At 39.1% G+C, this 18,232-nt stretch carries 22 protein-coding genes and 2 pseudogenes; 8 read left to right on the top strand and 16 right to left on the bottom strand.

All coding sequences use genetic code 11. The features are described 5' to 3' along the window. Positions 1-30 precede the first annotated feature (30 nt). The 3 genes from V8V91_RS03565 to V8V91_RS03555 form a co-directional block, all read right to left on the bottom strand. On the bottom strand, positions 31-897 hold the full coding sequence (locus V8V91_RS03565; RefSeq protein WP_373398795.1) for a biotin-dependent carboxyltransferase family protein: 867 nt from the start codon (positions 895-897) through the stop codon (positions 31-33). Continuing rightward, positions 894-1,463, bottom strand: a complete 570-nt coding sequence (gene pxpB / locus V8V91_RS03560) for a 5-oxoprolinase subunit PxpB (protein ID WP_373400609.1) — start codon at positions 1,461-1,463, stop codon at positions 894-896. Before pxpB ends, V8V91_RS03565 begins: the two co-directional genes overlap by 4 nt. A gap of 124 nt (positions 1,464-1,587) precedes the next feature. After that, positions 1,588-2,313, bottom strand: coding sequence for a LamB/YcsF family protein (locus V8V91_RS03555; RefSeq protein ID WP_373398794.1), 726 nt, complete (start codon positions 2,311-2,313; stop codon positions 1,588-1,590). 134 nt (positions 2,314-2,447) lie between these two features. Between V8V91_RS03555 and V8V91_RS03550 the strand changes: the two genes are divergently transcribed. Continuing rightward, the gene (locus tag V8V91_RS03550; RefSeq protein WP_373398793.1) at positions 2,448-2,561 is read left to right on the top strand and encodes a 30S ribosomal protein THX; all 114 of its coding nucleotides are present in this window, start codon (positions 2,448-2,450) and stop codon (positions 2,559-2,561) included. Positions 2,562-2,616: 55 nt separating this feature from the next. Here the strand turns inward: V8V91_RS03550 and V8V91_RS03545 are convergent, their stop codons facing one another. The 6 genes from V8V91_RS03545 to V8V91_RS03520 all read right to left on the bottom strand — a co-directional run bounded on the left by V8V91_RS03545 (position 2,617) and on the right by V8V91_RS03520 (position 6,994). Beyond that, positions 2,617-2,916, bottom strand: a complete 300-nt coding sequence (locus tag V8V91_RS03545) for a hypothetical protein (RefSeq protein ID WP_373398792.1) — start codon at positions 2,914-2,916, stop codon at positions 2,617-2,619. A gap of 62 nt (positions 2,917-2,978) precedes the next feature. Continuing rightward, on the bottom strand, positions 2,979-3,485 hold the full coding sequence (locus V8V91_RS03540) for a YdeI/OmpD-associated family protein (RefSeq protein WP_373398790.1): 507 nt from the start codon (positions 3,483-3,485) through the stop codon (positions 2,979-2,981). Positions 3,486-3,517: 32 nt separating this feature from the next. Continuing rightward, positions 3,518-4,090 carry a nitrogen regulation protein NR(II) gene (locus V8V91_RS03535; RefSeq protein ID WP_373398789.1) on the bottom strand — a complete coding sequence of 191 codons (573 nt, stop codon included), beginning with the start codon at positions 4,088-4,090 and terminating at the stop codon, positions 3,518-3,520. 32 nt (positions 4,091-4,122) lie between these two features. Beyond that, the gene (locus tag V8V91_RS03530) at positions 4,123-4,827 is read right to left on the bottom strand and encodes a response regulator (protein WP_373398787.1); all 705 of its coding nucleotides are present in this window, start codon (positions 4,825-4,827) and stop codon (positions 4,123-4,125) included. 144 nt (positions 4,828-4,971) lie between these two features. Next, positions 4,972-5,415, bottom strand: a complete 444-nt coding sequence (locus V8V91_RS03525; RefSeq protein ID WP_373398786.1) for a response regulator — start codon at positions 5,413-5,415, stop codon at positions 4,972-4,974. A gap of 103 nt (positions 5,416-5,518) precedes the next feature. Then, positions 5,519-6,994 carry a CHASE3 domain-containing protein gene (locus V8V91_RS03520; RefSeq protein ID WP_373398785.1) on the bottom strand — a complete coding sequence of 492 codons (1,476 nt, stop codon included), beginning with the start codon at positions 6,992-6,994 and terminating at the stop codon, positions 5,519-5,521. A 150-nt stretch (positions 6,995-7,144) separates the two neighbouring features. Here V8V91_RS03520 and V8V91_RS03515 point away from each other — a divergent pair, with 150 nt between their 5' ends. From V8V91_RS03515 to V8V91_RS03495, 5 genes are all read left to right on the top strand, one after another. Further along, positions 7,145-7,297 (top strand): lmo0937 family membrane protein, encoded by a 153-nt coding sequence (locus V8V91_RS03515; RefSeq protein ID WP_205643931.1) that lies wholly within the window; start codon positions 7,145-7,147, stop codon positions 7,295-7,297. Positions 7,298-7,392: 95 nt separating this feature from the next. Then, positions 7,393-7,668, top strand: a complete 276-nt coding sequence (locus V8V91_RS03510) for a hypothetical protein (protein ID WP_074224417.1) — start codon at positions 7,393-7,395, stop codon at positions 7,666-7,668. A 137-nt stretch (positions 7,669-7,805) separates the two neighbouring features. Next, a complete protein-coding gene (locus V8V91_RS03505; protein WP_373398783.1) occupies positions 7,806-8,174 on the top strand; it encodes a response regulator in 369 nt (122 codons plus the stop codon). Between the two features lie 11 nt (positions 8,175-8,185). Next, positions 8,186-9,601: a sigma-54-dependent transcriptional regulator gene (locus V8V91_RS03500; protein ID WP_373398781.1), complete on the top strand. Its 1,416-nt coding sequence runs from the start codon at positions 8,186-8,188 to the stop codon at positions 9,599-9,601. A gap of 272 nt (positions 9,602-9,873) precedes the next feature. Next, positions 9,874-10,362 (top strand): Dps family protein, encoded by a 489-nt coding sequence (locus tag V8V91_RS03495; protein WP_373398779.1) that lies wholly within the window; start codon positions 9,874-9,876, stop codon positions 10,360-10,362. A gap of 70 nt (positions 10,363-10,432) precedes the next feature. On the opposite strand, the gene V8V91_RS03490 is transcribed toward V8V91_RS03495, so the two are convergent. Next, the gene (locus V8V91_RS03490) at positions 10,433-11,461 is read right to left on the bottom strand and encodes a sugar phosphate isomerase/epimerase family protein (RefSeq protein ID WP_373398777.1); all 1,029 of its coding nucleotides are present in this window, start codon (positions 11,459-11,461) and stop codon (positions 10,433-10,435) included. A 187-nt stretch (positions 11,462-11,648) separates the two neighbouring features. On the opposite strand from V8V91_RS03490, the gene arfB reads away from it, so the two are divergent. Next, a complete protein-coding gene (arfB, locus tag V8V91_RS03485; RefSeq protein WP_373398775.1) occupies positions 11,649-12,068 on the top strand; it encodes an alternative ribosome rescue aminoacyl-tRNA hydrolase ArfB in 420 nt (139 codons plus the stop codon). A gap of 24 nt (positions 12,069-12,092) precedes the next feature. On the opposite strand, the gene V8V91_RS03480 is transcribed toward arfB, so the two are convergent. Both V8V91_RS03480 and V8V91_RS03475 read right to left on the bottom strand, forming a co-directional pair. Continuing rightward, on the bottom strand, positions 12,093-12,539 hold the full coding sequence (locus V8V91_RS03480) for a metal-dependent transcriptional regulator (RefSeq protein WP_373398773.1): 447 nt from the start codon (positions 12,537-12,539) through the stop codon (positions 12,093-12,095). After that, on the bottom strand, positions 12,515-12,751 hold the full coding sequence (locus tag V8V91_RS03475) for a metal-dependent transcriptional regulator (RefSeq protein WP_373398772.1): 237 nt from the start codon (positions 12,749-12,751) through the stop codon (positions 12,515-12,517). Before V8V91_RS03475 ends, V8V91_RS03480 begins: the two co-directional genes overlap by 25 nt. 113 nt (positions 12,752-12,864) lie before the next feature. Here V8V91_RS03475 and V8V91_RS03470 point away from each other — a divergent pair, with 113 nt between their 5' ends. Further along, on the top strand, positions 12,865-15,141 hold the full coding sequence (locus V8V91_RS03470; protein ID WP_373398771.1) for a TonB-dependent receptor domain-containing protein: 2,277 nt from the start codon (positions 12,865-12,867) through the stop codon (positions 15,139-15,141). A gap of 53 nt (positions 15,142-15,194) precedes the next feature. On the opposite strand, the gene V8V91_RS03465 is transcribed toward V8V91_RS03470, so the two are convergent. The 4 genes and pseudogenes from V8V91_RS03465 to V8V91_RS03450 all read right to left on the bottom strand — a co-directional run bounded on the left by V8V91_RS03465 (position 15,195) and on the right by V8V91_RS03450 (position 18,230). After that, positions 15,195-15,776 carry a DUF3347 domain-containing protein gene (locus V8V91_RS03465; protein ID WP_373398770.1) on the bottom strand — a complete coding sequence of 194 codons (582 nt, stop codon included), beginning with the start codon at positions 15,774-15,776 and terminating at the stop codon, positions 15,195-15,197. Positions 15,777-15,794: 18 nt separating this feature from the next. Then, positions 15,795-16,490, bottom strand: coding sequence for a PepSY domain-containing protein (locus V8V91_RS03460; RefSeq protein ID WP_373398768.1), 696 nt, complete (start codon positions 16,488-16,490; stop codon positions 15,795-15,797). 24 nt (positions 16,491-16,514) lie between these two features. Next, positions 16,515-16,987 (bottom strand): annotated as a pseudogene (locus V8V91_RS03455) (DUF3347 domain-containing protein). A gap of 98 nt (positions 16,988-17,085) precedes the next feature. Next, a pseudogene (locus V8V91_RS03450) lies at positions 17,086-18,230 on the bottom strand (efflux RND transporter periplasmic adaptor subunit). Between the last annotated feature and the right edge of the window lie 2 nt (positions 18,231-18,232).

Genomic DNA, 18,232 nt, shown 5'->3' with positions numbered 1-18,232 from the left:
GGGGAACTTTTTAATATAGGCTCTGAGAAATCAGGGCCTTTTTATTTTAAAAGTAAATTGTTGGTAGGGTGATTTTTGGGAAAGCTGGGCAATTGATTTTTCTGGTAGCTGGAGAATCCTGGGATAGCCCCCGGTCACTTGTGCATCCTTCATTAAAATGATCAGTTTTCCACCCGAGGTTAACTGGACGGTGCCAGGATATACCGCAGCAGTAGCCATTTCACTTAAGGAGTTAGGAATAAGCTCTTCCAATTGGAAGGCCATTCGATTTTGAAGATGGGAAATGGTAAATGTGGTATGTTGAATTTCGGTCTTGGTGGTATCTGATAACTCCTTCCATTCGGGACCAGGATATGCTTCTATGGTGTTGGAATTCATCCAATTTCTATCAAATTTTACCCTGGACCAGGTGGGGTTTGGATGTTCTTGAATGGATGCATATTCCAAGAGGTCCCCTTTTTTTAACATTCCCAGTTCAGTAATACCGGAGTAGGTGCTTTTGCTAGTCAGTAAGGTAGGAACCTTGAATCCTTTTGTTACTCCTAAATACACCCTAGCTCCCAAGATGAAGGAACCAAAACTAAGTTCATCCCCTTCCTCGATGAGAAGTAAACCTTCAGATTTAATAGGGAGGTCGTTTAACTTGAGGTTTGCTTTCGCCCCTGCCATGCATATGGTGGTAGGGGATCCAAAGTGTAACTTCAGGCCTGGCTGAGAAATTTCCAATACAGCTTCTTCCTCGGGGTTTTGTAATAAGTGATTTACCCAACGCATAGAAATGCGATCCATTGCCCCTGACACTGGAATTCCGTATTGTCCAAAACCCTCTCTGCCAAGGTCTTGAACACTGGTACCCGGACCAGTACGCAAAATCGACATAGATGGATTTTCCTTCATTCTTTCCAAACCGGTTGTTGAGGATCCTGTTGAATGGATTTGAATTCCTCTAAAGTGATAGGGTTGAATTTAATTAGATCACCAGGACTGGCCCAAACAGGTGGATTGTTTGAGGGATCAAAAAGAATAATCGGAGTTTGGCCGATTAAATGCCATCCACCAGGACTATCACTTGGATATATTCCTGTTTGATTTCCTCCAATAGCAATAGATCCAGCTGGTACATTGGCATCTGGGACAGATTTTCTAGGGGTAAAAAGTACATTGGGAAGACCTTGCAAGTACATAAAGCCAGGTAAAAAACCATAGAAATGTAACCGGTAGTTATTTTTTGAATGAAGGTCAATCAAGGCTTTCACTTCTAAACCTTTGGCAATAGCTAAATTTTCTAAATCCCTTCCAAGTTCTACATCATAGCAGGCAGGAATTTGCCAGACCTTGTTGGAAAGGGGAGAATATTCTTCCATTTCCTCAAATTGATCCATAAGGGCTTGAACCTCCTTGTAAGGAAGTTTGGATTTCCAGGAGATTCCCAAAGTCTTGAATCCAACCCGTATCTCTAGGATGTTTTTTGAAAATGGCTTTCAAGAATACTTTTTAGCGCTAACTGTTTTTGTAAAAGCAGGTCGGAAATTTCCAGACTCCATTTTATCTCAGAAAGGTAGGGGGTTATGATGGAGTGAATAGGTTTCATGTCCACCAGGTTTGTCTAATTGCTGAAAGAAAAGAATCCAAGCCTGGGTTGTCTCCATGAAAGCATAAAGTATCCGCTTGAACCGGTAATTGTACACCCTCAATAGAGATCAATTCACCTTTGGTAAATAATGGATCCAATTGGCGATTGATGCTCTCGAAATCACTTAGTAAGGACCCTTTGATGTTTCTTGATACCAATGAATAATCCGAATAATAGGCTCTATCTGCAAACACCTCTCTTCTGATTGGCAGCCCTTTTTCAATGCACAGTCTTTCCATTTCCGAATTGGGAGGAGTAAACACAGGAGTTTGAGGAAAGGTCTTTAAGAGGAAGTTGGTCAAGGATGCTGCAAGATCTACTCTTTTGGCAGCATCATTATACAGGGCGCCATGGAACTTAATATGATCCAATGTGAAGTCCAAGTCATTGGCAACCTCAAGAAATAAGTGGAGTTGCGTTTGAATACTTTGAATCAAATCTTCATTGGAGATCGGAATGGATTGCCTACCAAAGTTTTCCCGATCTGGGTAGGAGGGATGGGCCCCGACTTTCTTTCCGAATTTTTTTGCCAACAGCAGAGATTGGTAAATACTGGATCGGTCTCCATAATGTCCTCCGCAGGCAATACTAGCGGCATCAATCCACGGAAAAATATTTTCTTCAGAGGGTATTCCTTCCCCTAAATCACAATTTATTTCCGGTAATTGTTTATTAGTCATCCCAAAATAAAATTACTAATTAGGAAGGAAAGATAGGTTTAATTCATGAATCCCCATTGTCCCGGCATCGCAAGGCTTGACATTTTTTTGTCAGTTTTTTACCTTGGTTTGAATCAAATTAAACCAAAATAAGTATGGGAAAAGGAGATATGAAAACTAAAAAAGGTAAAACCAACAGAGGGACTTTTGGCGCTAGTAGACCTAAGAAAAAGTCGAACAAAGCTGCAAAAGGGAAAAATTTAAAATAAAGGACGATTAACAAAAGGGGGCATTTGCCCTCTTTTTATTGAATTGAACACCTTTCTAATCTCTTGGGTAGATTCCAATTACTTCTCTGGTTTTTCCTTCAATTTCTACCACGATTGGGCCTAAAAGTGCATCATAAGTAGTGTTAAAAAGCACTTCATAATTGCCATTTCCATTTTTTCGTACAAAAGCCTTCTTCCAATTTCCTACGATGGTCTCCTGGGTTGAATCGTCCAAGTAGTTGTAGGCAATTTCTCTGAATTTACTAAAATCGGCTTCTTGATCATCTTTATCCTGGCAGGCTGCAAGGGTAAAAACAAGGGAAAAAAGGAGGTAGTAAAGGAATGATTTCTTCATAGGTATTTGAAATAATTTGTTAGAAACCAAACGGAGCATTTGGTGGATCCGAAACAGCTCCCTTACAAATTATTGTAATACTTTATCAGTTCGTTTAATTGTTTGAAGTCTATTTTTCCTTTGGATAACCTGAGATGATGCATAATGGCCAGTGACTTCTTCATCCTGCTTTCAGGATTTTTCACTTTGGTGACCAGGTATACCAAGCTTCTTTGTTTACCAGGCGTCAATGATTTGAAATACTTAGTTCCTTCTTCATCCTGGTCCATTAATACTTGAAACTCTTCAGGTAATACATGCCCAAATTCACTGAAATCACTCTCTATGGAGATGGAAAGTGAATCCCCAGACGCTAATTTTAATTTGGATCGGATCTCTTGGTTGATTAAAATATACCAATACGCTTTGGCTTTCATCAAAGCCATATGATAGGGCCCTAGTTGATTGATTTTAACCAGAACCCTTCTTTCACTCTTATCCAGTAATTGAGTAGCCAGATCATCAGGAACAGGTACATGGTAGCTCCAATGATTGAATTCGAAGTTTTCTAATTTTCCTTGAAAATCCATGGGAATTATTTTTTCACTACCACAGGATGGATTTAAGAACTCAAATTGAAGCTTAGCAAAAATGTGGTCCCTACTCCCTCTTCACTTTTTACCCGTATGGAGCCTCCATGGCTTAAGATAATGTTTTGTGTATTGGTTAATCCCAAACCTGAACCGGATTCTTTGCTTGTGAAAAAAGGCTCAAATAATCTTTCCAAATTTTCCTTTGGAATACCCACTCCATTATCTTTTAACTCCACTCTGCATTGTTTTCCCTTAATGTAAGTTTTTAAAAAAAGTTTTCCTCCTGATTCGGGCATCGCTTCAATGGCATTTACAAGGAGGTTAATAAGCGCAATTTTTACCTTTTCGGCATCTACATCAATATTGCAAATCTCATCTTGATAATCTTTTTTGACCTCCAGATTTTTCATTTGGACTCGGTCTATTACCTGTTCCAAAGATTCATCTAGCAGATCATTGATGGAATGATTGGCAATGTCTAACTCCGTAAATCTGGTACTTTCCAATAATTGGGTGACCAATTGGTTGATTCGGTTACAGTTTCGCTGGATGACCTCAATCAGATCTCCGCTTTCCTCCAGGATATTCTCGGGAAGTTCCATTTGGAGTTGATCAGCAGATAAGACAATGGTAGTCAGAGGATTTTTACTTCATGGGCAAGCAGTCTGGCAATCCTACCTGTGGAAGAGAATTTTTCCAGGTTTAAATCTTCCTCTTCTTTTGCTTTCATGGCAGTCAAATCCTTGATCAGCACTTGGAAAAGGTTGGCATCCTGTTTGGCAATACTGATCAATGCATTGATATGGGTATCCTTATCTATTTTCAGGACCGTTTCTAAATCATACAATTCAGATTTTTTGCCCAAAACGTCCATTAAAATCAACCTGGATACTTGGTCCTCTATCAAGTCTGTAAAAAAATATCCTAATCCGGATTCCTCGGAATGCGGTTCAATCCCGAATTTTGAGATAAATATTGGGTTTGCTTCTAAAATTTTGCTTGTTCCATCCATTAACAAGAAGGGATCTCCGGCCCTTTCAAAAATGGACCTGAATTTAATGGCGGCACTGTCCAGTGATTCCATTAACTGGGAATCCCGGATGGCATATCGCAAAGTTCGGTCTAGCGTTCTGGCATCAAATTCCCCTTTGATTAAATAATCAGAGGCACCTAATTGAAGAGCCTCTTGATCTATTGAACCCGTATTCATACCTGTCAGCATGATCACTGGTGCATGTTTTTGAATCGACTTTATTTCTTGGATCAGCTCTAATCCGGTTTCTTTTCCAAGTTTATAATCCACCAAATATACATCAAAGCGCTCTTGGGATTTCTCCAATGCCTCCTCATAGGATGCTGCAGACTCAATCTGGTAATTGGTTTCTTTTATTTTTTTAAAATGGTAGAAAAGAGGAATAAATCATCCGGATCATCATCGACATATAAAATGCGAATGGTTTCAGAACTCATGCTTACTATTTTTTTAAATCGGTAACATGACCGTTTTGGACCAATAATTTTCGATTTCTTTAGCTACTTTTACCAGTCCTTCAAAAGAACCTGGTTTAGTGATGTAGCTATTGCTTCCCATTTTATAAGTGATTTCTATATCGTCTTTCAAATTGGAGGTAGTGAAAATGATCACTGGAATTTTTTTAAAATCCTCATGGCTTTTGATTTCAGCAAGTGCAGTTCTCCCATCTTTTCTGGGCATATTCAGATCAAGTAAGATGATATCAGGAACAGGATAATTAGTCAAATCATCAAAAGGAGCAGAACGATTCAGGTACTGAAGTAGTGCCTCTCCATCTTCGACGCAGGTGACATTTTCTTTGGGTAGCGTTTTTTGAAACGCTTTAATAATCAATAATTTGTCATCATCATCGTCTTCTGCGACAAGAATGTTAATTGGCTTTTTCACGAACATAGGTGTTTTTTAAGCACAAAAAGATATCGTTTTTTGTGAATAAAATAATTGTGTGGGTTAATTCTTGATATATGGCTCATAAACCATTTAGTACATTAACTTTTTAAGATGAAATGACCGGCAAGTAGATTGTAAATACCGATCCTACTCCAGGTTTGCTTTTTGCTTGAATGGTGCCATCTGATTTTTCTATAATTTTCTTGGATATAGAAAGACCTATTCCGGTTCCTTCAAACGCCTCTTTTCCGTGCAGACGCTGGAAAATAGCGAAAATTTTCTCTGAATATTCTTCATCAAAGCCAATTCCATTATCCTCCACTGTGATCTTGTAATAAGAAAGATCAGGTTCTAATTGAGTAATACGTTTTATTTCTTCCCGGGGTGCCTCTTGGCAGTTTATTTTGATCTCTGGAATCTTCTTTGGATCTGAAAATTTCAAAGCATTAGAAATCAAATTTTGAAACACTTGTCTAAACTCGGTCTCTTTTCCCATGACTTTTGGAAAAGTACCCACTTCAACTTTTGCCTTTTTCTCAAGAATAGCGATCTCCAGGTCATCCAAAACCATCTCAATGACATTTTGAAGATCAATTTCTTTTTCCTCCTCACTGGTAATCCTTCCTGCCCGGCTATATTCCAATAGATCCGTGATGAGTCTTCTCATTCGATTTGCCGCAACCGTGATTCTACTCAGATAAAGTTCACCATCACCCTCAAGCGTGTCGGAATATTGTTCAACTAGTAAATCTGAGAAGGCAGTTATTTTACGCAGTGGCTCCTGTAAGTCATGTGAAGCCACATAGGCAAACTGCTCTAATTCCTTATTGGAGTCATCTAATAAATAGAGATGTTCCTGAAGTTGTTCCTGGTAATTTTTGATTCTTTTTGAAGCAATTTTTTGAACCTTATTGTAATGAAATATTGAAGATAAGGTGACAAAGCCCACAGAAATTGAGAACAGGGATATTAAACCGACGATAAAAGGCAGGGCATTGATATTATTTAGTAAGGACCTATTACGCTCTACAAATAACCTGTTTTCCTCATCATTGATGGCAGTGACAAGTTGTTTGATTGTCCTATAACCACTTAGTGCATTATTTACTTTGCCCGAGCTTAAAAAACCCTCTAAATTTCCATGTTCTTGGTGATATGCAATTGTTGCCTCAAAGACCGTTACCCTTTGCTTAATTAGATCTTCTAGTACTTCTAAGTTTTGTTGCTGTGTCGGATTTTCGTCAGTGAGATCTTTTAATTTATCCAAAAGCATTTGAGCATCTATCAAAGACTGCCTGTAGTTAGTAAGAAAGGCGTCTTCCCCTGTAATCACAAAACCTCGAATATTGGTTTCCCTTTCTAATATACTTGCATAAAGTTCACTTGTTCTCTGAAGGATATCTTGGGTTTCCATTAACGCGGAAGTATAGTATCCGATTCGTTCAGAAGTCCAATAAGAAACGCCACTTCCCACAATAATTAAAAAAAGGGAAATGATCGAGTAAAATTTTATTCGATTCATAGAAAGGTTGGTGCTTTCAAATAGCTGGGAATTCCCAGAATTGGGGAATTTATTTCTCATATCTCGGAGTTTGCCGGGTTAAGATGACGTCTATACAGGTCTAAAACCTGCTTTTTTACCAAATTAAGCCCCTTTTTTGAATTGTTGACATAAGGGCATGAGCATTGAACCTAAAGAATCAAATAAAACTAACACCATAACCACAAAACCATGAGTTCTCTATTATATTTTATCGCAGTAATTCTCCTGATTGGATGGCTGATCGGAGTATTTGCTTACAGTGCATCAGGATTGATTCACGTCCTTTTAGTATTGGCTGTTATTGCAGTCTTGTTTAGACTAATCAGTGGCAGGGGGATTTAACCTCTTTAAAAGTTTCTAAGAAATCTTTTTAAAATCGAATCAGGCTTAAAAGACTTACGTTAAATCTAATAAGCTAACATTTAAACTATAAGAACATGAACAAACAGTTAAAAACTACAACCATTTGGGTAGGCGGATTAATAACAGGTGCAATGATTGGTGCTTTTCTTTATAAGAACAAAGACCAATACGAACCACAAAAAGAGAAGTTAAACAGCCTGTTGTCAGATTTTCAAAACATTGCAACGGACCTTAAATCAAAATTGCTTTCTGCGAGTCAGGAAGGATTGAATGCTACCAAATCAGCGCTTCAAACAGCCAAAGAGACCGCAAAAGAAACCGCTAAAAACGCGAAAGAAAAAGTGAAGTAAGGTTTATTTGAATAGGAAAAGGTACAATTAATGAGTGTACCTTTTCTTTTAATCCAAATTAGACCCTATAATTAAAAAAAATTAATCTATTAATTGAGTTTAGTACTCTGAATAACCATTTCAAATGCCGAAACGTGATGAAGAATAATGTGATCCTTGTAGTGGATGATGAATTAGAAATCAGAGCACTATTATCTCGATTCTTAGCTAGAAAAGGATACGAAGTATTTTCCGCAGGCACCCTTTCTGAAGGAAGGCGGCTCGTAAACGAAAGGAACCCCAACCTAATTTTCTTGGATGTTAACTTGCCTGATGGCAATGGTTTGAAGGAATTGAAAAAGTGGGCTCAAGATTTTGATTCACTAAATGTGATCATGATGAGCGCTTTTGATCATTTAGAAGCCCGAGAAGAAGCAATCAAATCAGGAGCCCTACATTTCTTGAGTAAGCCTTTCAACCTAGCAAGATTAGAGCAGGTTATTCAAAAAGATATTTTCAACAATTAATATTTATCACCATGGCAAAGATTCTTGTAATCGATGACAATATTGACATTTGCCAATTATTAGAGCGTTTTTTAACTAAAAAAGGCTACGATGTCGAAACCACTATTTCAGGTAAAAACGGTCTTGAAATGGTTAAAAATACGTACTATGACCTAATTTTTTGTGATTTTAAATTGCGGGATATGGAGGGGAGAGATGTGCTGGCAAGAGTACGAATCATTTCTCCTGGAACACAGGTAGCGATTATTACCGGATATGCGGATGTGAAAATTGCAGTAGAAGTCATCAAAAAAGGAGCTTTTGACTACATCACGAAACCTTTGATTCCTGATGAAATCATTAGTTTAATTGAAAGGGCACTTGCGATTCAAAAAGAGACAAAAGTAAACACGATCACGCTGGATAAGGCTGATACAAAAGCCAATAAGAAGAGCCAAAAGTCAGAGGCAAATTCTAATTTTTTGAAAGGGACAGGAAAGGAATCCAAGAAACTTTATAAGGAAGTAAAATTGGTAGCCCCTACCAATCTAAGTGTAGTTATCTACGGTGAAAGTGGAGCTGGTAAAGAAAATATTGCCCGCTTAATTCATGATCAGAGTGAGCGAGCAGGGAAACCCTTTATTGCAGTGGATTGTGGAGCCTTAACAAAGGAATTGGCAGGAAGTGAGCTTTGGGGGCATGAGAAAGGAGCTTTTACAGGTGCCCATTCTGAAAAGCCAGGTCAATTTGAACTGGCGAATGGAGGAACCATATTCCTAGATGAAATTTCCAATTTATCTTATGAAGTTCAAGTCGGTTTGTTACGATTGGTCCAAGAAAGGAAATTGAGAAGAATAGGAGGGACTAAAGATAAATCCATTGATGTCCGAATTATTGTGGCCTCCAATGAGGACCTTCGTAAGGCCGTTCAGGAGAATAAATTCCGAGAGGATCTGTATTTCAGATTCAACGAATTTAGTATTACTGTTCCTCCTCTAAGAGAAAGAAAAGACGATATTGAAGCATTTGCATTACACTTCCTCCATTTATCCAATGAAGAGTTGAAGAAATCCGTGAAAGAGTTTGATGATGAGGTAATGGAAGTGTTCAAAGAATATGTTTGGCCAGGTAACCTTCGTGAAATGAGAAATGTGATCCGAAGGGCAACGCTCCTGACCGATGGGGAAAAAATGACCGTATCAGCATTACCTCCAGAAGTAGTCTATGCTCGGAAATTTAACTTTACAGACTCAGGCTCTGAATCAAAAAGTAGCAAAACATCTTCTAATCATACCCCTGTCAATTTGAAAGATGCAGCTGCAGAAGCCGAAGCAGAGGTGTTAAGGAAGGTGTTGGAAGAAGTAAAATACAATCGAACCAAAGCTGCCAAGCAATTGGGGATTGATCGGAAAACATTATTCAATAAGATGAAACAATACGATTTATAAAATCGGGAATTGGAATTCAAAAAAGGCTCTCAATTGGTTGAGGGCCTTTTTTTGTGTGCAATCTGGGCAACAGTTTGGGGAAGTATTTTCATGCTGATTTTACGAGGAATCCTACTTGGATTTTAGGATTCCAAATGATGTATTGGATCTTATGAAAGACTCAAAAGATTGGTATGAAATCTACTAGTTAACCATGGAATCTATGGAATGCAGAATAGTGGAGAGGACCTTGCACTATATATGGCATGGATAACTTAACTAACACTAATACAATGAACACGAATAAAGCAACACTCGAAAATCATTTAAAACTAGATAATAAAGCCATGACCAATTTGGCTGGTAATATGAATGATTTATTATCAGACTATCATATTTTTTACCAGAACGTTAGAGGATTCCATTGGAATGTAAAAGGAGAAAACTTCTTTGAATTACATGAAAAGTTTGAGGAACTCTATACGAAACTGTATCAAAACATTGATGATTTAGCAGAGCGTGTCGTCACCATTGGGTTTAAACCTAAGCATGCCTATTCTGATTATCTCAAAAACAGCATCCATAAAGAAATCACCGATGTGTCCAATGGAGAAGAGTGTGTGAAGCATGTCATTGATGGATTAGGAATTCTTGCCAAGTCCCATAGAAAAGTAGCTGAAGAAGCTGGAGAAGCTGGAGATATTGCTACAGAAGACATGTTGACAGCATTTGTAGGAGATTTGGAAAAAAGAATGTGGATGTTTACTATGTTTGTAAAATAATTACCAAACACAACCAAATTAAAAAACCGCAGCATTGCTGCGGTTTTTGTTTTTTTAAGTCCAGTATGGATCAGCTAAGAGCCTTTTCACAAAATTCTACACATTTCTGAACTTCCTTGACCGCATCAGAACCCTCAGGGACTTGATATTCCAATTCAATGGTAGCTGGGAATTTATAGTTATTGGTTTTCATCAAGTTTAATAATTCAGGGATAGGGGTATCACCAGAGCCCCAAGCCAAATTACCTTTCCCATTGGCAGGAGTCTGTCTATCCTTCGTATGCATACTTAGAATATGCTTGTGTTGTTTTTCTATCAGTGGAATCAGGTCTGTATTTCCAGCAGCGATGTAATGCCCGGCATCAAGGTTCAGTCCATTTTTAGGACTTTGACTAATGGCGGTATCCCAGAAGGTAAATGTTTCCTGTTCATGGCCATGATAGCCCACAGAAATTCCGTTTTTCTCTGCCATTTTTCCAAGCTTTAACGTGTGTGCATCATCAGAAGGATGTTCTAAAGTAACGTGGCTTGCTCCCAATGCTTTGGCTGCTTTCATACCATAATTAATCTCGGCATCGGTATTGTTTTTGCCAAATGCACTTGGCTTGAAGGCATAAATACTAACACCTGCCGCTTTGTACATTTTGCGCAGATCCTCGAACTTTTTCATGTCAGCTTTTGCTCTCCATTCAGCTACTTCTTTGCTGTAAGCTTCTCCGGCAGCACGCATTTCATCCAATTCGGATTTTTCTGCGCTGCTCAATTCTCCGCCATCTCTTTGTTTTCTCATGAGCTGGAACATCCGCATCCGATTTACAGGAGAGGAAGGCATCCCAGCAAAACTTTCAGCAGGATCACCCATCAGTTCTATCGCACTCAACCCAGAATCGGTTACATACTTCAAGGTAGCTTCTGCGCTTTGATCAGGCATGGAACGGAAAGAATAGGTAATGCAACCTATCTGCACACCATTGATCAATGAATTGGGTTTGTTATAGGATTTGATAATGGATGGCGCACCTTGTAACCAGGCGGGAGCCACTACAAGCCCAGCTGCACCGAGGGCAGATTTGATGAGAAATTCTCTTCTATTTTTCATAGTATTTTGGGTTAGTCAATAGGATGAGGTGGATTAATGAAAATCAAATTAGCATTTTTTTTAAGAATTAGTTTTAAAATCATCCGTTCATCCAAATGAATGGATAGTAGGGAATTATTTCATTTAAATGAAAGCCCTTAACTTGCCTCCAGAAGAAATTCAAGGTCCATAAAAGAGTAGCGATCCAATGCAAACACTAAGAGAAAGAATTGAGAAAGGTGATTTTATGTCCGAAATGAAATTTCAGACATCCAGAAGTGGTGGAGCAGGAGGTCAACATGTCAATAAAGTGGAGTCCAAAGTGCAGTTGTTCTTTGATCTGGATAACACCATGTTCTTGACAGAGGAGGAGAAAACCTTGATCCGGGAAAAACTGAAAAATAAAATTACGGATGAAGGTCTGCTGCAGATTCAAGCGCAGGAAAAACGTTCCCAGTTACAAAATAAAGAGATCGCCATTCGGAAATTTTATAAACTCATTCAAAAGAGCCTAGCGAAAAAGAAAGCAAGAAAACCCACGAAGCCAGGAAAAGGAGCCGTGGAGAAACGTTTGAAATCAAAAAAATCCCAAGCGGAGAAAAAAGCAAACCGATCCTGGAAGTATTGATAATTCTTGGCTCCGGAAGCTTGTTTAACCTACTAATCTTACCAATAACCGATCACAGACTTTTTCACTTAAGGTTTCTGAGGGGTGTCCTTCAAAACTGACTACCATGCTTTGATCATATGGTTCAATAGATATCACTTGAAGTTCAATTCCCAATCTCAGATCCCTGCTATTTAAAAACTCCAAAAATTCCATGGACGAGTTGGTCAAAGCTGCTAAGTTTACAATCTGGCCTGTTTTGCATTTAGATAATGTGAAATAACTGACCTCTTGAATTCTACCCATCTTATCGGGAATGGGAGAGCCATGGGGATCAACAGTAGGATGTCCCATCATTTCATCCATTCTTTCGAAAAATTTTGGAGAATGAATATGCTCGATTTGTTCTGCAATTTCATGAACTTCTTCCCAGCCGAATCCCATCTTTTTTACCAAAAACATTTCTGTCAATCGATGTTTCCTGATGACCAATGCGGCTTCTTTTTTCCTTCTGAGGTAAGGGTAACAGGTTTGTATTTCTCATAGATCAACCAACCGTTTTTTTGAAGGGTTTTTACCATGCTATTCACGGTAGGCATACTTACCTGCATTTGTTGGGCTAATTCTGAGATGTTTACTTCTCCAGCTTCATTTGACAAGTTGAATAATGATTTTAGGTAGTTTTCTTCTGTTTGAGAGGCCATGAATAATGATTTAGTATTCAAATATTAAATAAAATATTTAGAAAACAATTTTGTTAGAAGAATCTAACAAATTACTTTTGGGTATTCTAATGAATTAAATTAGTCTATTATATATGCTTCGACTAGTACTAGTATTTCTTTTTATATCAGGGATTTATATGGATTCCTTCGGACAGGACTTCCGCGTGAAAGGCAAAGTTTTATCCCAAGGGGAGGTAGTGGAATTTGCCAATGTAATCCTAAAAGGAACTTCAGTTGGGGCGGTCACCGATGAAAATGGAGAATTCAATATCAAGGTAATTACCTCCGATACCTATGTTCTGCAAGTTTCAAGAATAGGGTTTAAAACTATTTCATTGGCTGTAATTGTCCCATCAGAAGAAGCCACTCAATTGGTTTTTGAACTGGAAGAAATGGATGCTGGTTTAGATGAGGTAGTAGTTAGTGGGACCATGCAGGAAGTTTCTAAATTGGATAGTCCTGTTCCAGTGGAAGTGTATTCTGCAAAGTTCTTTAGAGCCAATCCTACTCCCTCTGTATTCGAATCATTGCAAAATGTAAATGGAGTCAGACCACAAATCAATTGCAATGTTTGTAATACCGGAGATATTCATATCAATGGGTTAGAAGGTCCATATACCATGGTATTGATCGATGGAATGCCCATTGTATCTGGTCTGGCAACTGTCTACGGACTTACAGGCATCCCGCAATCATTGATCAATAGGGTAGAAGTGGTGAAAGGGCCTGCTTCCACCTTGTATGGATCCGAAGCAGTAGGTGGTTTAATCAATGTGATTACCAAAAGTCCCGACGCAGCTCCTTTAGTATCCGCGGACATATATGGGACAGGTTGGGGTGAGTTTAACATGGATTTGGGCTTTCGAAGTGAATTTGGATCCAATGTCCAGTCACTCACCGGTATCAATGGTTTTTATTATGATCACCCCATTGATAACAATCAGGATGGTTTCACCGACCTAACCCTTTCGAAGCGGATTTCAATTTTTCAAAAATTCAATGTGAAAAGACCTGAGAACAGAATTTTCAATATTGCAGCCAGGTATGTATATGAAGATCGATGGGGAGGAGAAATGAATTGGGAGAAAAGCAATAGAGGAGGAGATGATATATATGGGGAAAGTATTTACACTAGTCGATGGGAAACCTTTGGTACCTACCAATTACCGAATTCAGAAGCTTTAAGTCTGATGTTTTCTGCAAACGGACATCGTCAAAACTCAGTGTATGGGACGACCATTTACAATGCGGACCAATACATAGGTTTTGGGCAGTTGACATGGAAAAAAACGATCTCCTCTCATCATTTCTTGTCGGGTTTGGCTTATCGCTATACCTATTACGATGATGATACTCCGGTCACTTCTACTGGGGATGGTGAACGGAATATGCCTTCTGTCATCCATTTACCTGGGGTTTTTATTCAGGATGAGATCAAATTTCAGGAAACACAAAGTCTTTTGCTTGGAGCTCGCTATGATTATAATTCGGTCCATGGTTCCATTTTCTCCCCTAGGTTGAATTATAAATTATCCTCCCATGATAAATCAACAGCGCTCAGGGTTTCGGTGGGCAATGGGTTTAGAGTTGCTAATGTCTTTACAGAAGATCATGCCGCTTTAACTGGAGCTAGGGAAGTGGTTTTTGAAGGAGAACTAAAGCCTGAACAGAGTTGGAATACCAACATTAATTTTGTGAAGAAAATCTATTCCAATAGGGGTACTTTCGTGGGGATTGATGCTACCGTGTTTTACACCTATTTTACCAATAGAATCGTCCCGGATTATGAAACAAATGCCAATCAGATCATTTATGCAAATTTAGATGGTTCTGCTGTTTCAAAAGGAGTTTCTACCAACTTGGATGTGGCTTGGGCAAATGGACTATCCATTACCGCTGGGGCTACTTTAATGGATGTATCCATAGAAGAAGAAGGAGTCAAGAGAAGACAATTGTTAACCGAGAGGTTTTCTGGCGTGTGGTCGATTGGATATGATATCCCGAGACTCGGTTTGACCATTGATTATACCGGTAATGTGTATAGCCCGATGCGATTACCTTTGCTTGGGGAATTAGATGATAGAGATGAATTTTCTTCTTGGTGGAGTATCCAAAACATACAGCTCACCAAAGGAATTGGAGCGCAGTGGGAAGTTTATGCTGGTGTTAAAAACCTGCTGAATTTTACACCACCGGCTAATAGTATAGCCAGGTCATTTGATCCATTTGATAAGAATGTGGTATTTAATCCCGATGGTACAGTCATGCCTACTCCTGAGAACCCAAATGCCTTGACCTTTGATCCAACTTATGTTTTTGCCCCTAACCAGGGAATCAGAGGGTTTTTGGGATTCAGGTTTACCTTATAAAAAAGCCCCAGAAAAATCTGGGGCTCAGGCGTTAAGTTAAAAAAGGGTAAGATTTAAATTTCCTCTTCAACTGAACCGCACTTTAGCATTTTATCTCCGAAATAAGGGTTTCTTATTTCATTGGAAACACTTAACCAAAATGCACCTTCATTGTTTTTTGCCATTGGGCAATATTGCTTATATAATTTTCCTTCGATCAATACAGAACTCTTCACCAATTGAATCATTTGGTTTGAAACCACATCAAATGATACTCTCTGAGCATCTGTATCCGTAGTCTCGGCAATTTTCTTTACCTCAATTTCCATTTCAGATTTTCCTTCAATACCGGAGTTTTCTAAAATAGCTAGCAGTTCATTTGCAGCGTCTTTAGCTTTTTCACCATTTGTTTCCACCAAGACATCCTTTAAAGCCAAATAAGCATTTACAGCTTCAGAAACCTGCTTGTCTTCAAATGAAACAGATGCCATGGATCCTGAATTGGAGCTATGGTCCATTGCGTCATGATTCTCATGATCCATTTCTTCTGTTTGGTTCATGTGCTCTTCATTCCCTTCATGTTGATCGTTTTGCTTACAGGCAAACGCCAAACTGATTGTCATTGCAATTAATAGAGTTTTAGTTAGATTTTTCATGTTTAATTGATTTATTATTTATTTCGTATGTTTTCTTTTCTTTTTCTGCGTCATAAAGAACAAAGTGAACCCAGAAGCCACCGTGGCTAAGCCGAATAATGAAAATGCTCTAAGTAGCAGGTTGTTGAAATCGTCTCTTCCTGCATAATCCATGGTATGGAACATCCAGAGAAAATCAAACCATCTCCAGCTTCTATGTCGCACTCGTTCAAAGCTTCCATTTTTAGCATCTATGTAGGCTACTAGGTTATCTGGGTGGTCGAAGTGTACGGCCCAAGCGGGCAATGGTCTTCCCCGAAATTCATGGTGAGCTCCGGTTTCAGTCAGATATTCTACCGATTTGATTCCCAAATCTCCCTTTACATAAATCTGGGCAATTTCCTTTGCTTCTTCTTCTGTTACTTCGGGTTTGAGTTCACCTGTCTGAGCATTGTAAAGCAATTTGGAATTAACCCAGTAATAAGGTTGGTGGTTGACAAATCGCAGTTCAAGAGTTGAAATCTGGAGGGTGGAATCCAACTTTCCAGGTTCAATTAGATTTTCTGCTGATTGATGCATCATGTGCTCATTGTGAAAATGATCTCCATGGATTTCATCAATATCTGTCCAGCTGAAATATAATCCACTGATGGTCCAAAGGAAAAACTGGATTCCAATGAAGACCCCTAGAAATCGGTGGATTTTTCTGGCAAAATACTGATTGTTTTTACGCATAATTTGCTTGTATGGATTGGGTGATTAGTTCAATGTTTTGGTAACCTCTCCACAGGTTAGCATGGATTGTCCAAAATAGGGGTTGACAATATTTTGGTCTAGGCTCAACCAATCTGCTCCTTTATTACTATCTGCCATTGGGCAATGCTGCACATATAAAGTGCCCGAATAGGCATGAAACAGTTCAGTCATGGTTACCATTTCCATAGAAAGATGTTGAAAGCTCTTTCTCAACTCCTCTATTGATTTTGCAGATTGAGCAGTTTGTAAGGCTTTTTCAAATTATCGTCAAAGCCCATCCATAGGTTGTGAGATTCTCCAGTGAATAAAGCCATGTTTACTTGTTTCAAAGATGCATCCATCTTTGCTGCTGCCTCTTTGGCTGCAATCAGATCATCTTGTGTTAATTTGTCTTTCAGCAGTAAATATTGATCATACACTGGTTTCAAGGCCTTTTTTGCATTTTCACTGATGGATAGGTTGGTACTGGAAGGCATGCTCCTTCCTTCCATATTTCCATGGTCATGGCCTGTCATCGGTGCACTGCCATCGGGACTCATCATGCTGGGCTTACCCGCTAATTGCGCAGCTGCATCTATACTGAAAGTACCATTGATGGCGATTTCCTCCCCTCATTCAACCCACTCTCAATGACATAACTTTCTCCTAAAGCAGGTCCCAAGGTCACTTCCCGAAGGTTAAAGCTTATCCCTCGTTCAGAACTTGATTTTACATATACTACAGATCGTTTACCTGTCCATAATACCGCGGATTTGGGAACGGTCATCGAATTGTTACTGCTTTTAGACTCGCTCTTAATCGTACCAGAAACAAACATTTCTGGTTTCAGGCTTAGATCGGAATTGCTTACTTCAACCCGTGCCTGGGCAACTCTTGTCGAAGGATCAATCAAAGGATCGATATAACTGATTTTGCGGAAAAAGTCTTGCCAGGAATGGATTGGACTGAATATTCGACCTCATCGCCTTTGTTGATCCAACTTAGATCGGATTCATACACATCAAATAAAACCCATACTTTGGAAAGATCGGATACGGTATATAGAGGCTGTCCAAGAGACACATAGTCTCCGGCATTCGCCAATTTTTCAGTTACATATCCTGAACTGTTAGCGCTGATTGGAAAGTTGTGAAGGAGGTTTCCTGATTCAATAATCTGATCAATTTGGCTGTTTGATAATTTCCAGTTTCTCAGCTTCTCTTTTGCAGCCTGAAATAATTGTGGTTGGGAGTCTTTGATTTTTGCTGCCTGCAATAGTTCCTGCTGGGCGGTGACCAACTCAGGAGAATAAACATAGGCAATGACCTGTCCCTTGGAGATGTATTCTCCGGTAAAATTGACGGTTAATTGCTCAATCCTACCAGGAATATGGGTGGTCTGGGTAAAGATCCTCCGTTCATCAGACTGGATTTTCCCGGTCAGTTTTACTGATTTTGAAGCATCTGATCCTCCGACTATCGCAGTTTGCACATTGGCTAATTGCATGGCAGTAGGAGACATGCTGATGGCCATGGGATCCAGATTTTCTTCCTCATTCTCTACGGGAATCAGGTCCATTCCGCAGATTGGACAGGACCCCGGTTCATTCTGACGGATCTGTGGGTGCATGGAACAGGTCCATACCCCATTTACTTCAGTAATATCATGTTGGTGTTCATCTTGAGAAGGACTGTCATTTCTGAAGATGAGGTATCCTGCAAGTATTCCGATGAATAACATGC

This window comes from Algoriphagus halophilus (assembly GCF_041729275.1).
GTDB classification, from domain to species: Bacteria; Bacteroidota; Bacteroidia; order Cytophagales; family Cyclobacteriaceae; genus Algoriphagus; species Algoriphagus halophilus_A.
This window is presented reverse-complemented; position numbering and strand designations above follow the sequence as displayed.

Bases quoted from the DNA above. Each gene is read 5' to 3' on its own strand.
- V8V91_RS03565 (WP_373398795.1), bottom strand. From the start codon at position 897: ATGAAGGAAAATCCATCTATGTCGATTTTGCGTACTGGTCCGGGTACC.
- V8V91_RS03555 (WP_373398794.1), bottom strand. From the start codon at position 2,313: ATGACTAATAAACAATTACCGGAAATAAATTGTGATTTAGGGGAAGGA.
- V8V91_RS03550 (WP_373398793.1), top strand. From the start codon at position 2,448: ATGGGAAAAGGAGATATGAAAACTAAAAAAGGTAAAACCAACAGAGGG.
- V8V91_RS03545 (WP_373398792.1), bottom strand. From the start codon at position 2,916: ATGAAGAAATCATTCCTTTACTACCTCCTTTTTTCCCTTGTTTTTACC.
- V8V91_RS03540 (WP_373398790.1), bottom strand. From the start codon at position 3,485: ATGGATTTTCAAGGAAAATTAGAAAACTTCGAATTCAATCATTGGAGC.
- V8V91_RS03535 (WP_373398789.1), bottom strand. From the start codon at position 4,090: ATGGAACTTCCCGAGAATATCCTGGAGGAAAGCGGAGATCTGATTGAG.
- V8V91_RS03525 (WP_373398786.1), bottom strand. From the start codon at position 5,415: ATGTTCGTGAAAAAGCCAATTAACATTCTTGTCGCAGAAGACGATGAT.
- V8V91_RS03520 (WP_373398785.1), bottom strand. From the start codon at position 6,994: ATGAGAAATAAATTCCCCAATTCTGGGAATTCCCAGCTATTTGAAAGC.
- V8V91_RS03515 (WP_205643931.1), top strand. From the start codon at position 7,145: ATGAGTTCTCTATTATATTTTATCGCAGTAATTCTCCTGATTGGATGG.
- V8V91_RS03510 (WP_074224417.1), top strand. From the start codon at position 7,393: ATGAACAAACAGTTAAAAACTACAACCATTTGGGTAGGCGGATTAATA.
- V8V91_RS03505 (WP_373398783.1), top strand. From the start codon at position 7,806: ATGAAGAATAATGTGATCCTTGTAGTGGATGATGAATTAGAAATCAGA.
- V8V91_RS03500 (WP_373398781.1), top strand. From the start codon at position 8,186: ATGGCAAAGATTCTTGTAATCGATGACAATATTGACATTTGCCAATTA.
- V8V91_RS03495 (WP_373398779.1), top strand. From the start codon at position 9,874: ATGAACACGAATAAAGCAACACTCGAAAATCATTTAAAACTAGATAAT.
- V8V91_RS03490 (WP_373398777.1), bottom strand. From the start codon at position 11,461: ATGAAAAATAGAAGAGAATTTCTCATCAAATCTGCCCTCGGTGCAGCT.
- arfB (WP_373398775.1), top strand. From the start codon at position 11,649: ATGCAAACACTAAGAGAAAGAATTGAGAAAGGTGATTTTATGTCCGAA.
- V8V91_RS03475 (WP_373398772.1), bottom strand. From the start codon at position 12,751: ATGGCCTCTCAAACAGAAGAAAACTACCTAAAATCATTATTCAACTTG.
- V8V91_RS03470 (WP_373398771.1), top strand. From the start codon at position 12,865: ATGCTTCGACTAGTACTAGTATTTCTTTTTATATCAGGGATTTATATG.
- V8V91_RS03465 (WP_373398770.1), bottom strand. From the start codon at position 15,776: ATGAAAAATCTAACTAAAACTCTATTAATTGCAATGACAATCAGTTTG.
- V8V91_RS03460 (WP_373398768.1), bottom strand. From the start codon at position 16,490: ATGCGTAAAAACAATCAGTATTTTGCCAGAAAAATCCACCGATTTCTA.